We start from the raw sequence: 11,542 nt of genomic DNA on the forward strand, positions 1-11,542 counted from the left end.
TGATAGAAACAGAAGCCACTGGAGCACCTCAAAAACACCATCATACACTAAATCAGTAAGTTGGCAGCATCACCAGTGATTGGGTTCCAGACGATGCTGTCATATTTGCTTTGATCAAAACTCGGGTCTACCCAACGTAAAACAGGTTTACCTGTAGCCGAGGTTGTTTCTTTTAAATCAGAGTAATTGTTTAAAAAACCAGAATATTTATCTGGCTGGGTGATTTTAGAGGCACAACCAGACAGAGCCAATAAGCCGCATAAAGCTGCAACTTTCGCAAATGATGTGGTACGCATGAATAGTTTCATGAGATGATTATATTACTTTCTAAGTTATAGCAAAAAGCGCCGCTTCGTGTTGTGGCAAAAAAAGTGTTGGTGAAAATAAATTTTTCAGCCCCTTTTCAGACGACATAGTCAATGCCGAAAAAGGGGCTAAGTCAATCATCAGTAGTTAAATTTCAGTAAGTTAAGCTGCTAAAAAACTTCGACTACTGTGATTAATTTCACATCCCTTCGATAAAAAATATGCTTACCGAAAAGAAGAACAGTAAACTATCTCAGCGTGGGGAATTTTCACGCGCTTTGTTCTTACCGGGTCATTTTTTACGTGCCAGCATCGTGGCGAAACGCAGTTTAATACGATTACCGTTGGCGTCGGTGCGGTGCAGCTCGCCGACGTCTTCATTGTATTTCACCATCTCCCAGCCTTCGTAATATCGACGTAATTCTCTCTCTTTGAAGGCAAACGGGAAGCCGACGGTACATGGATAATCAGCGCTATCCATCGCCGCCACAATCAGGTTGTAACCGCCAGGTTTCGTGCAACGTTGCATATTGGCAATCAGCCCTGGGATGGTTTTAGCCTCAAGGAACATCAGCACCACAGTCGAAAGAATAAAATCGTACTGTCCAGCAAATGTGAGGTTATTCAGATCAACGACCCGAGTGTGTAAATTATCCAGATTTTCAATAGATTTAATGCGCTCGACGTTGGCGATACTCATGGCATTTTTATCCCATGCGTCAACATCATAACCATTGGCTGCCAGGTAAAGACTGTTACGACCATTGCCACAGCCCAGATCCAGCGTTTTACCCGGTTTAACCACTTTCACCGCTTCCATTACTTCAGAGTGTGTGCGGGTTAATTCATATTTATCAGTAAAATAGTTTTCGTCACGAATGATCATTCTTTGTCCTCTGCTTTCATTAAAACGGCGCGCTCGGTTCTGACTAACAATTTTCCCTGCATCAGAAGCGCAAAAGTACGGATGAGCAGTATTGCAATAATAAAATTGGTAAAGATAAACAGCGGCACCGCCAGCGTATGGAAAAATCCATTATCGCTGCCACTCCCCAGATGCAAACCGGTGGTTGCCAGTGCAGATACGCCGAACGAGAAACTCCAGAATGAAGCATTAAATGGCTGGGAGAGATACCATGGCATCAGACGTAGCATAAACAGCAGTTGCAGCAGTCCATAACCGAAAAGCATTTTCGCCAGCGTGTCACCCTCGCCGCCGTTGACGCTCAGCCAGGCACTACAGGCCACCAGCGCAGGAGCGAGCTGAATGCCGAGTGATGTCCGCAGTGCCGTGGGTAATTCTCCCGAACTACGCAGACGCTGCAAGATCACCGGTTCAAGGCTTAGCCATGAGAAAACGCCTGCGCCTAAAAACACCAGACCGGCGTCGGTGTAGCCCAACGCACCACAGGCCATTGCGCTGATAAAGTTGTTGGCAACTGTCGGCAGATACAGTCCAGGCGTGGTAGCTTCTTCAGGGTGAGATCCGCGCCATAATCCCGCAGTTTGCCAGGCGGCATAAGCCAACTGAACCACGACACCAAAGCTGAACAGGCACACCGCCAGTGGGCGAAACCACGGAACAAAACCAATCGCCACCAGCATCGTCGTTGCCGGAAACAAACTCACAAAACTGCTCAGCACTGGATGGCGAACTTCCGCCAGCACGCTATGCGGAAAGCGTATGAGTCGGGCAATAAATGCGCTAGTCAATAATCCCCAGATGATCATCGCCAGAATCACCAGCCCATCCCCTAACCAGTGGCTGACCTGCCAAACCTGGCTGGCATAGCGCCAGGCAAATCCCATCCCTATCGTCCCCAACACAATACCAAAGTAGCCTGCCGGCAAATTGAGCACTTTATCGCTCTGCATCTTCTTACTCATTTTGTTTAATTTATAAAGTATATTTGAAATGCATTTTATGGAATTTTCTCGAGCATAGCCAGAGCCGCAGAATTTGCTACGGTTATAGTAAGTCACCTGTGGGAAAACGCTATGCGCAAATATCGTCTAAGTGAAGAACAGCGAGCCTTTAGTTATCAGGAAGATGGCACTAAAAAAAATGTGTTATTACGGCAGATTATCGCCATTAGCGATTTTAACGATGTGATAGCAGGAACCGCTGGCGGCTGGATCGATCGCGAAACGGTGTTAGCACAGGAAGGAAATTGCTGGATTTACGACCAGAATGCTATTGCGTTCGGCGGAACGGTGATTTCCGGTAATACGCGCATCACCGGCACCAGCGTACTGTGGGGAGAGGTTTACGCAACGGATAATGTCTGGATCGATAATAGTGAAATCAGCCAGGGTGCATATATAAGTGACAGTGTCACCATTCATGACTCACTGGTTTGCGGGCAATGTAGAATATTTGGTCACGCCTTAATTAATCAACATTCTATGATCGTCGCAGCACAAGGCTTAACGCCTGACCATCAACTCCTGCTACAAATTTATGATCGCGCAAGGGTTAGCGCCTCGCGTATTGTCCACCAGGCACAAATTTATGGCGATGCCGTCATCCGGTATGCTTTTATTGAACATCGCGCCGAAGTTTTTGATTTTGCCAGTATTGAAGGTAATGAAGAGAACAACGTCTGGCTATGCGATTGCGCTAAAGTCTACGGTCACGCGCAGGTGAAAGCTGGCATAGAAGAAGATGCCATTCCGACGATTCATTACAGTTCGCAGGTGGCGGAATATGCGATTGTGGAAGGTAATTGTGTGTTAAAACATCATGTCTTGATTGGCGGAAATGCCGTGGTACGTGGTGGACCGATTCTGCTCGACGAGCACGTTGTAATACAAGGTGAGAGCCGTATTTCAGGTGCGGTGATAATTGAAAACCATGTGGAGTTAACCGACCACGCCGTCGTTGAAGCCTTTGATGGCGACACGGTTCATGTCCGTGGTCCAAAAGTCATTAACGGCGAGGAGCGCATTACGCGAACGCCGCTGGCAGGGTTATTATGAACCGATAATACGCGCGTATAAGTTCACATCATCATAGGCATCATTCAGGAACTCAGCCTGTTTCAGGCAACCTTCAAGGATAAAACCATTGCGCAAAGCGACCTGGTTGCTTTGCGGATTGTCCACCCGACATTTGATCACGAAGCGTCTAAGTTCACCAGACTGAGCGTAATGATGAATCAATGCCTGCAGCGCCTGAGAAATGATCCCCTGCCCCTGATGAGATTCGTCCAGCCAGTAGCCGATTTCAGCAGTTTTATTCAGTGGTTCAATACGATTAAACGAGATAACGCCGATAAGTTCATCTTCTTTGAAAATCATGAACATTTTGGCATAGCCGCGTTGATGCAACATCACATTACCCTGCACCGTTTTTCGCGTGTCCTCTTCACTCTGAACGAACTGCGGCCAGTTTAGCGACTGCTGTAACCAGGTTTTATTTTTACAGATTAACTGATAAAGAGGTGTGACGTGACTTTCCGCAACAGCATGTAATTCAAGTGATTCGCTTACTTTTATCGTTTCAGTCATCTTATCTCCAGTCAATCCATGCTGTTGTTAAAAAAGCCGCCTGGCTGGCGGCTTAGGAAAGTTTACACCTCTTTGACGCTCTCCTGCTGCAGGATTTTGAGCATCTCATCTTTTAACTGTAGCTTTTGTTTTTTCATGCGGACCACTTCCGCATTGTACCCTCGACCGTCGGAACCTTCCTTTCTGGCAATTTCATGATCAAGTTTATTGTGTTTATCGAACAAGGACATAAAGCGAGGATTTTCGTTTTTCAGACGGGATATTAAATCTCGGTATTCTGGAAACATACGCACTCCCTGTTAGTGGCTGACAAGGTGTATCTGAAATACACACCATCAGATTACTCATTTAACTTAGGGAAAAATGCGAGCGGGATCGTGTTTAACCAGACGGCACCTCCCGAAGAAGGTGCCGAAGAAAAAACAATTAACTCATCACGCGGTCGTCAACATACTGACGTTTATCCGGCGCTGGCGGGAAATACTGATACAGCCATGTTTCACTGATAGCGTCCCCCTGACAACGCAGATACATCCGCATATCGACCGGATCAGTGGAGTCCGACGTCGGATACCAGTCAAACTGAATACGATAACCATCAATGGGTTCAATATAGAGAATTTCGATTTGCTTCGCTTCCCCACTGGACAGCGTAATCACCGGCTCAATGCCTTTTGGCGCGGCAGCTTTCAGATCACCACCAACGAAATCGACGGCAAAACGACGCGCCCATTTTTCGGGATAGTGTTCACCTGGCGCCCAACCTTCCGGGAAACCGCCCATGCCGGTACGCGTCGCCATAACGCGCGCTAATGGGCAATGAACAGGCGGTTGCGCACTCCAGTACAGACGATACTGGAATGCAAACTCATCACCTGCTTTTACAGCTTTTTCTGGCTGCCAGAAGCAGACAATGTTATCCAGCGTTTCGCCCGTTGTTGGGATTTCCATCAGGCCGATGGTGCCCTTACCCCACTTGTTACGCGGTTCCACCCACAGACTTGGGCGTTTGTTATACCAGCCCATAATGTCCTGATAATGGGAGAAGTCACGATCCAGTTGCAATAAACCAAACCCTTTCGGGTTGTTGTCGGTGTAAGCATTGAACTGCAATTTTTGCGGATTATTCAGCGGACGGCAAATCCACTCGCCGTTGCCCCGCCACATGGACAGACGATCAGAGTCATGAATTTGCGGATGAATTGTATCGCACATCCGACGTTCATTAGTACCGCAGCTGAACATACTGGTCATCGGCGCAATGCCCAGCTGTTTAATGTCTTTGCGCGCATACAGGTGATTTTCCACATCCATAATCACCTGACTTTTCTCACAATGGATAGTGAACTTATAGGCACCAGTAATGCTGGCGCTATCGAGCAACGCATAAACGGTAAAGGTAGTTGCCCCCGGTTTTACCGTATCAAACCAGAAGGCGGTAAAGTCGGGGAACTCTTCTTTACTGTCGGTGTAAGTGTCGATCGCCAGGCCGCGGGCCGACAAACCGTATTGATATGTATCATCAACGGCGCGGAAATAACTCGCGCCGAGAAATGATACTACATCACGGCGCGCCAGTTCGGGGGCTTTAAACACGCGAAAACCGGCAAAGCCGAGATCGCTTTGCCCTTCTAATTGTTTGGTATCAACACCTGCATCGTTGTATTTGAACAACTCCGGGCGAAAGTGAATTTCACGCGCCAGATGTGTTGCTGGATCTACAGAAAACATACGAACGCGGCGACGGAATCCCATTCCCATATGGAAGAACTGAGCGTCCAGTTGACGGTTCTCAACGTTATGCCAGAGCGATTTTTCGGCGTCGTATTGAATACTGTTATAAGCCTGCGGCGTCATTGTCGCCAGCGTGTCAGGTAACGGACGAGGCGCACCACGCCACGCTGTTTGCGCTAAGTCGTGCGCCATTGACTGTAGAATGGAGAAGTCAAAACGCTGGGTTTGCCCGTCGGCAATATCAGAATCTGCCGCGAATGCCGCCTGAGAAAAAAGAGAAGCAATGCCGCTGGTACCGCACACGGCGGCCATAGCCATTGAACCTTTAATAAATCGTCTACGATCCATACCTGAAAGTGAGTCCTTCTGGTGTTGTGAATGGTCCCGCGCTGGTCGTTTTCAGCGGCAAGAAAGTGCTTATTTATGACCGCTCACTCTAGACAATATTTATTAATAATCCAATTGTTGAACTGAGAGAATATGCATAAATCGGCATTTTTTTTATGTCGATGGGATGAGCCTGATTCGTTTGTAAAATCAGGCAAATTTTTGCAAAGGCGGATGGTCAGAATTTAAAGCAAACCACAGCGACGTTTACTGCGTTCTTCCGCTTCCTGATAAAGCTGGAACTCATCCAAAACCGGACAACCCAACGCCTGCTCAAATGCTTCGCGACTGGCATTACCGTGATTGCGTGCCTGCGTTTCATTACCCAGATTTGACTGGAAGATCCCCGCCGCGCTAACGGGCAAGAAATCTTCATAGGTAATGGGTTGCGCCGCGACCCAACCACGTTCAATTAAGGGCTGTGGATCGTCTCCGGGATGAATCGCCTGACGATGCGCCTCACCCGAAGGCGTCAGACGGTACCGGAACCATGCCAGCCCTTGCTGACGCATTAAAAACTCACTGTCAGGAAAAGTGCGGAAGGTTTCCTGTAAATGCATTTGGTGAGTGAGATTATCCTGCCCGGTTCCAGCGTTACGCAGAAGATCATCATACAGTTGTCGCCCTTTCGGCGTTAATGCCACGCCACGCTGCTCAATTTCACCAAAGCGCGCAGTATGCGTGCCCTGTTTCTGCCCCGCAAACAACACCGTCTCTTCCAGTGCTTTAAAGCTGGTCTGGCGTAGTAAAATCGGTACCTCGCGGCGCGGCGGCCCTTCGATCAGAATTTTTGGTTCAATTCCGCATTCAGGCATCATCGACTGCACCCGGTCAATATCCAGCGTACGTGGCGTCAGATGGTTGATATGGCATCCAGGAAAACAGACCACATCAGCAATCAACCGATGTTCGTTGTGCAAGGCGCGATAGGTTTCTTCATCTACCGTTGCTGACTGGTGCCAGCGAAACGTTTCCAGGGCTTCCTGCACAAACTCCTGTGCCTGTGTTTCGTTAAAACCGCCCCGCTGCTCATATTCCTCTAACAGTAGTCGACAACGTGGGGTGAAGATATCGCGCTGACGTAGAATCTCCGCCGCTTTCTGGCGCAAAATTTCGTTCTCGATAAGCTCAAGGCGGAGTAACGAGGTAAAAACGCGGAAGGGATTACGCGCCAGAGAAGCATCATCAATGGGCCGAAATGCTGTCGAATGTACCGGCACCCCCGCCTGCGAGAGATCGTAATAGCTCACCGGGTACATCCCCATAATGGCAAACATCCGCCGAAGAGTAGCAAGCTCTTGTGCAGTCCCAACGCGAATCGCCCCATGACGTTCAACATTCAGTCGCGCCAGCTCGTCTGCATTTACCATTTTTTCGTGCAGTTGAGGATTGTTTTCCAGCACAGCCAGATTCACATCAGCTACCAGTTCCAGCAGCGTGCCGTACTGCGGAACTTCTTGCTGGTACATGGCTGACATTGCCTGCGAAAACTGTTCCCGAATCTCATCCGCCGTGATGCTGTTCGCCATATTGTCTGCCTCCAGTGGTCAGTAATCTGGAGTGTAGGTAACCGCATTCACTCTGGCGGGAAGAATTTACAAACTGTGATCTCGCCGCGAAAACATCAATATTATCCATTTTGCTGTAACATGATTGCTTTAATTGTTAATAATATTTTGCAATCAAGTTATCATAATCAAACAACTTCACTTGTCAGCGACACCGCTTCGTTTTTAACATCGCTTATGGAAAAAAATAGTCTGTTTAGTCAGCGCATCCGTTTGCGCCACCTTCATACATTCGTAGCTGTCGCACAACAAGGAACTTTGGGGCGCGCGGCTGAAACCCTTAATTTGAGTCAACCTGCGCTCTCTAAGACATTGAATGAACTGGAGCAGCTGACGGGCGCTCGCTTGTTTGAGCGTGGTCGTCAGGGGGCGCAACTTACCTTACCCGGCGAACAATTTTTAACGCATGCAGTCAGAGTTCTTGACGCCATCAACACTGCCGGACAGTCGCTTCATCGTAAAGAAGGTCTTAATAATGATGTCGTCAGGGTTGGTGCACTACCTACTGCGGCACTGGGGATATTACCTTCGGTTATAGGTCAGTTTCATCAGCAACAAAAAGAAACGACCTTGCAAGTTGCGACAATGAGTAACCCTATGATTCTGGCGGGTTTGAAAACTGGGGAAATCGATATCGGCATTGGTCGGATGTCAGATCCTGAACTGATGACCGGGCTTAATTACGAACTGCTGTTTCTTGAATCGCTGAAGCTGGTTGTCCGCCCTAATCACCCGCTACTTCAGGAGAACGTAACGCTAAGCCGGGTGCTGGAATGGCCGGTCGTTGTATCACCAGAAGGCACTGCGCCACGCCAGCATTCAGATGCATTAGTACAGAGCCAGGGATGTAAAATTCCTTCGGGTTGTATCGAAACGCTGTCTGCTTCGCTATCTCGTCAACTTACGGTTGAATACGACTACGTGTGGTTTGTCCCTTCTGGCGCGGTAAAAGACGACCTGCGTCATGCCACGCTGGTGGCCCTGCCTGTTCCGGGACATGGTGCAGGCGAACCGATTGGAATACTGACCCGCGTAGATGCGACGTTCTCTTCTGGTTGCCAGTTGATGATTAACGCTATTCGAAAATCAATGCCGTTCTGAAAGGTGAAGGGATCTGTCGATCCCTCCTTGAACATTTTCACACCGTAGCGAAACTAACTGGTTCACCCGCTCCGCGAGGTTTTGCCGACACAGAATGTTTGTGCAGACGGAATACATCCACCGCCTCAGTTAATCGTGCCGCCTGTTCTTCAAGGGACAACGCCGCCGCTGAGGCCTCTTCTACCAGAGAAGCATTCTGTTGCGTCACCTTATCTATTTCAGAAATCGCCTGGCTAACCTGCGTTATGCCTCTACTTTGTTCATCCGAGGCGGCGGCGATTTCCTGCATGATATGTGTGACACTCGCGACGGCATCAACAATAGTGCTCATGGTTTTCCCTGCCGTTGCCACCTCATCCGACCCCAGGTCAATTAACCTGACTGATTCACTGATCAAGCCTTCAATCTCTTTCGCCGCTTGGGCGCTGCGGCTTGCGAGTGTCCGTACTTCGCTGGCGACAACGGCAAATCCACGGCCTTGCTCACCCGCTCGCGCGGCTTCAACGGCAGCATTCAGTGCCAGAATATTCGTCTGGAAAGCAATACTGTTGATGACGGCGGTGATCTCGGAAATTTTCTTCGAACTTGTAGAGATAGCGCCCATCGTTTTTACTACACCGGAAACCGTCTGCCCGCCATCGCTGGCTTTAATAGAAGCCTCTTGCGCCAGTTTGCTGGCATGATGCGCGTTATCCGCATTCTGTTTCACCGTCGCAGTGAGTTGCTCCATGCTAGCGGCAGTTTGTTCGATAGCCGCCGCTTGTTCTTCGGTGCGAGATGACAGGTCCGCATTGCCAGCTGAAATTTCGCTGGTGCCACGATAAATCTCTTCCGCACCCTGTCGAACAGTCCCTACTGTCATCCCCAGTGAATGCTGCATTTGCTGTAAATGACGACTTAAGCGACCGATTTCATTACGACCCGCCGGTTCATCCTTCATCGTCAGATCGCCACTAGCGATTTTTTCAATCCGTTGTGCGGCATGTTGCAGTGGACGAATGACGATCCGACGTAGCACCATAAATGTTATCAGCGTCATGACCAGGGCAAGCACAAACGCGCCAATCATGAACATCCCACCCAGGCGGGTGCGCTGATGGGCCAGTTCCGCCAGTTGGTTGGCTCTGGTGCTACGTATCTTAACGGCTTTGTTCAAAATATCGGTATAAGCATTATCCAGCGGTCGGATCTGCTCACTTTCATGATTGATAATCGCTTCAAACATGCCATTTTTGGCATATTTCAACATAGGTTGCATACCCGTGATATAAGCCTGAAAGCGTTGATTTAATTCAGTGTCGAGGGCTTCATCAGCAGGTGTTTTCACCGGTCGATTCTGATAAGCACGATAACCTTGCTGCGACTGTTTAATCTCCGATTCGGCTTGCGCAATATTTCGCTTCATTGCTTCCATTTCCGCAATACGACTCGCAGCCCCGGCCTGAATCATATTGATCCGGGCTGAACGCAAAAAATCTGAACTGTTCGCTAACCCGGTTCGAATCTCAATCTCCGCAGTAACATCACGCTGATCGCGATCGGCCTGCCAGAGGAAATAGCCAGCCAGAGCAGAACTTAATGCGAATAGAACTAAGATACCGCCAAGAATGCAGGCAAATAACGGAACCAGCCTGATGTGATGCAAAAAACCTAATCGCTGTGAGGGAGTTGTATTCATTACCGTTGTCTCTCGTCCAGGTTTACTCCTGATAGAAAGTCATCGGCACTTGACGGTAATTACTTACGACTAAAAGCCTCTTTGCGTCACATTTTTACAACAATTATTGCAGAGAAGGTTAATGCCATTGGAATGAAGAGAGTAACGAATGATTAAACGGGCTAACCCGAATGACGAAAAATTCTGGAAAACAGCACGCAATTTCGTGAAGTGATTATTTTCGTCCCTAAGGAAACCTCATAGGATGCCTGCGGGTGCCTGAGACTTTCTGTTTTCAGGCTAACCGGGAATCAGAAAGACGAAGGCCCCGACCGATATTTCTATCAACCGAGGCCAACGAATGAACATAGCAATTCAGATCTTAGCCTCTTACCCGCCATCCGGCAAGGAGAAAGGCTATGAAACGCAACCCTCTGGTGGTGTGTCTGCTCATTATCTGCATTACGATTCTGACATTCACACTCCTGACCCGACAAACGCTCTACGAACTGCGGTTCCGGGACGGTGATAAGGAGGTTGCTGCGCTCATGGCCTGCACGTCCAGGTAAGGGCAAGCGCGGGGATTTTCCCCGCGCATCTGACTAGCAGATTCATTATCTCATGGCACCCCTTTTACACTTCAGTTAGTGCATGTTTTTTTCGATGCACTAATAGAACCATCATTACAGACAAATTTGCCGCCTGCCGTACAGTGTGAGATCCCCCCTTTCGAACCAGAACAGGGTTTGCGCCCGGCATCGGCATAAAAGGAAACAAGCGTTCCCATAAACAAAATAAGTGCCAGTTTTTTCATATAACCTCCATGGTTTATCGAATCTTATGTTCGATTTGAACGTTATACGCTGGTTTATTTTGATACCGTTGATGAGATCAAAGATCGGGTGAATTGATTAAAAATAAGCCAGATGGACGTATGGGCAAGGATTATGGTTTTATTTGTCATACAAATAAATATAATAGGCGCTTCCGATGTAGACCCGTATTCTTCGCCTGTACCACGGGTCGGTTTTAGTACAGGCGTTTTCTTTAAATATCCTTCAGGAACGTTTACGCGGCATCATGCGTAGAAGTGTGTTGTCCTTCCAGAAATAGTGGTGTGCCAGTGCAGCCGCAGCGTGCAACCCGATGACAAAATATCCCAGATTCGCCAGCGTTTCATGCCACGACTTTAAGCTATCTACCCGGGTAATGACTCCAACTTATTGATAGTGTTTTATGTTCAGATAATGCCCGATGACTTTGTCATGCAGCTCCACCG

Annotated in this window: 13 protein-coding genes and 2 pseudogenes; 3 read left to right on the top strand and 12 right to left on the bottom strand. The window is 48.4% G+C overall.

The window, feature by feature from the left end:
* Positions 1-74: 74 nt before the first annotated feature.
* From RTW80_RS21245 to tehA, 3 genes and pseudogenes are all read right to left on the bottom strand, one after another.
* Positions 75-296, bottom strand: a pseudogene (locus RTW80_RS21245) (DUF3313 family protein); the annotation flags it as partial.
* A gap of 302 nt (positions 297-598) precedes the next feature.
* Positions 599-1,192, bottom strand: a complete 594-nt coding sequence (gene tehB, locus RTW80_RS21250; protein ID WP_000586744.1) for a tellurite resistance methyltransferase TehB — start codon at positions 1,190-1,192, stop codon at positions 599-601.
* Entirely contained in the window at positions 1,189-2,181 is a 993-nt protein-coding gene (tehA, locus tag RTW80_RS21255; RefSeq protein ID WP_001301046.1) for a dicarboxylate transporter/tellurite-resistance protein TehA, read from the bottom strand. The genes tehB and tehA overlap by 4 nt, the downstream gene beginning before the upstream one ends.
* 123 nt (positions 2,182-2,304) lie before the next feature.
* Here tehA and ydcK point away from each other — a divergent pair, with 123 nt between their 5' ends.
* Positions 2,305-3,285: a YdcK family protein gene (gene ydcK / locus RTW80_RS21260; RefSeq protein ID WP_001234053.1), complete on the top strand. Its 981-nt coding sequence runs from the start codon at positions 2,305-2,307 to the stop codon at positions 3,283-3,285.
* Here the strand turns inward: ydcK and rimL are convergent.
* From rimL to RTW80_RS21280, 4 genes are all read right to left on the bottom strand, one after another.
* Positions 3,280-3,816, bottom strand: coding sequence for a 50S ribosomal protein L7/L12-serine acetyltransferase (rimL, locus tag RTW80_RS21265; RefSeq protein ID WP_000140885.1), 537 nt, complete (start codon positions 3,814-3,816; stop codon positions 3,280-3,282). The genes ydcK and rimL overlap by 6 nt on opposite strands.
* A gap of 62 nt (positions 3,817-3,878) precedes the next feature.
* The gene (locus RTW80_RS21270) at positions 3,879-4,103 is read right to left on the bottom strand and encodes a YdcH family protein (RefSeq protein ID WP_001296778.1); all 225 of its coding nucleotides are present in this window, start codon (positions 4,101-4,103) and stop codon (positions 3,879-3,881) included.
* A gap of 139 nt (positions 4,104-4,242) precedes the next feature.
* Positions 4,243-5,898, bottom strand: coding sequence for a glucan biosynthesis protein OpgD (gene opgD, locus RTW80_RS21275; RefSeq protein ID WP_000375956.1), 1,656 nt, complete (start codon positions 5,896-5,898; stop codon positions 4,243-4,245).
* A gap of 224 nt (positions 5,899-6,122) precedes the next feature.
* Complete coding sequence (locus RTW80_RS21280) at positions 6,123-7,466, bottom strand: VOC family protein (protein WP_000013759.1); 1,344 nt, start codon at positions 7,464-7,466, stop codon at positions 6,123-6,125.
* A 216-nt stretch (positions 7,467-7,682) separates the two neighbouring features.
* Between RTW80_RS21280 and RTW80_RS21285 the strand changes: the two genes are divergently transcribed.
* On the top strand, positions 7,683-8,606 hold the full coding sequence (locus RTW80_RS21285; protein WP_000414564.1) for a LysR substrate-binding domain-containing protein: 924 nt from the start codon (positions 7,683-7,685) through the stop codon (positions 8,604-8,606).
* Between the two features lie 37 nt (positions 8,607-8,643).
* Here the strand turns inward: RTW80_RS21285 and trg are convergent, their stop codons facing one another.
* Positions 8,644-10,284, bottom strand: coding sequence for a methyl-accepting chemotaxis protein Trg (trg, locus tag RTW80_RS21290; protein WP_001098553.1), 1,641 nt, complete (start codon positions 10,282-10,284; stop codon positions 8,644-8,646).
* A 398-nt stretch (positions 10,285-10,682) separates the two neighbouring features.
* Here trg and hokB point away from each other — a divergent pair, with 398 nt between their 5' ends.
* Complete coding sequence (hokB, locus tag RTW80_RS21295; protein ID WP_001309484.1) at positions 10,683-10,832, top strand: type I toxin-antitoxin system toxin HokB; 150 nt, start codon at positions 10,683-10,685, stop codon at positions 10,830-10,832.
* Here the strand turns inward: hokB and yncP are convergent.
* From yncP to RTW80_RS31595, 4 genes and pseudogenes are all read right to left on the bottom strand, one after another.
* Complete coding sequence (gene yncP, locus RTW80_RS21300; protein WP_212591405.1) at positions 10,810-10,878, bottom strand: hypothetical protein; 69 nt, start codon at positions 10,876-10,878, stop codon at positions 10,810-10,812. The two genes, hokB and yncP, sit on opposite strands and share 23 nt — an antisense overlap.
* A 25-nt stretch (positions 10,879-10,903) precedes the next feature.
* Entirely contained in the window at positions 10,904-11,077 is a 174-nt protein-coding gene (locus tag RTW80_RS21305) for a periplasmic protein (protein WP_000731833.1), read from the bottom strand.
* Between the two features lie 244 nt (positions 11,078-11,321).
* Positions 11,322-11,468: pseudogene (locus tag RTW80_RS21310) on the bottom strand (cytochrome b/b6 domain-containing protein); the annotation flags it as partial.
* A 15-nt stretch (positions 11,469-11,483) separates the two neighbouring features.
* The gene (locus tag RTW80_RS31595) at positions 11,484-11,540 is read right to left on the bottom strand and encodes an IS1 family transposase (RefSeq protein ID WP_003032489.1); all 57 of its coding nucleotides are present in this window, start codon (positions 11,538-11,540) and stop codon (positions 11,484-11,486) included.
* Positions 11,541-11,542 lie beyond the last annotated feature (2 nt).

The organism is Escherichia sp. AM3, assembly GCF_032029835.1.
GTDB classification, from domain to species: domain Bacteria; phylum Pseudomonadota; class Gammaproteobacteria; order Enterobacterales; family Enterobacteriaceae; genus Escherichia; species Escherichia coli.

Excerpts from the sequence above, each read along its gene's own strand:
- hokB (WP_001309484.1), top strand. The coding sequence starts at position 10,683 with ATGAAACGCAACCCTCTGGTGGTGTGTCTGCTCATTATCTGCATTACG.
- RTW80_RS21270 (WP_001296778.1), bottom strand. The coding sequence starts at position 4,103 with ATGTTTCCAGAATACCGAGATTTAATATCCCGTCTGAAAAACGAAAAT.
- trg (WP_001098553.1), bottom strand. The coding sequence starts at position 10,284 with ATGAATACAACTCCCTCACAGCGATTAGGTTTTTTGCATCACATCAGG.
- RTW80_RS21305 (WP_000731833.1), bottom strand. The coding sequence starts at position 11,077 with ATGAAAAAACTGGCACTTATTTTGTTTATGGGAACGCTTGTTTCCTTT.
- RTW80_RS21285 (WP_000414564.1), top strand. The coding sequence starts at position 7,683 with ATGGAAAAAAATAGTCTGTTTAGTCAGCGCATCCGTTTGCGCCACCTT.
- ydcK (WP_001234053.1), top strand. The coding sequence starts at position 2,305 with ATGCGCAAATATCGTCTAAGTGAAGAACAGCGAGCCTTTAGTTATCAG.
- tehB (WP_000586744.1), bottom strand. The coding sequence starts at position 1,192 with ATGATCATTCGTGACGAAAACTATTTTACTGATAAATATGAATTAACC.
- RTW80_RS21280 (WP_000013759.1), bottom strand. The coding sequence starts at position 7,466 with ATGGCGAACAGCATCACGGCGGATGAGATTCGGGAACAGTTTTCGCAG.
- opgD (WP_000375956.1), bottom strand. The coding sequence starts at position 5,898 with ATGGATCGTAGACGATTTATTAAAGGTTCAATGGCTATGGCCGCCGTG.
- tehA (WP_001301046.1), bottom strand. The coding sequence starts at position 2,181 with ATGCAGAGCGATAAAGTGCTCAATTTGCCGGCAGGCTACTTTGGTATT.
- rimL (WP_000140885.1), bottom strand. The coding sequence starts at position 3,816 with ATGACTGAAACGATAAAAGTAAGCGAATCACTTGAATTACATGCTGTT.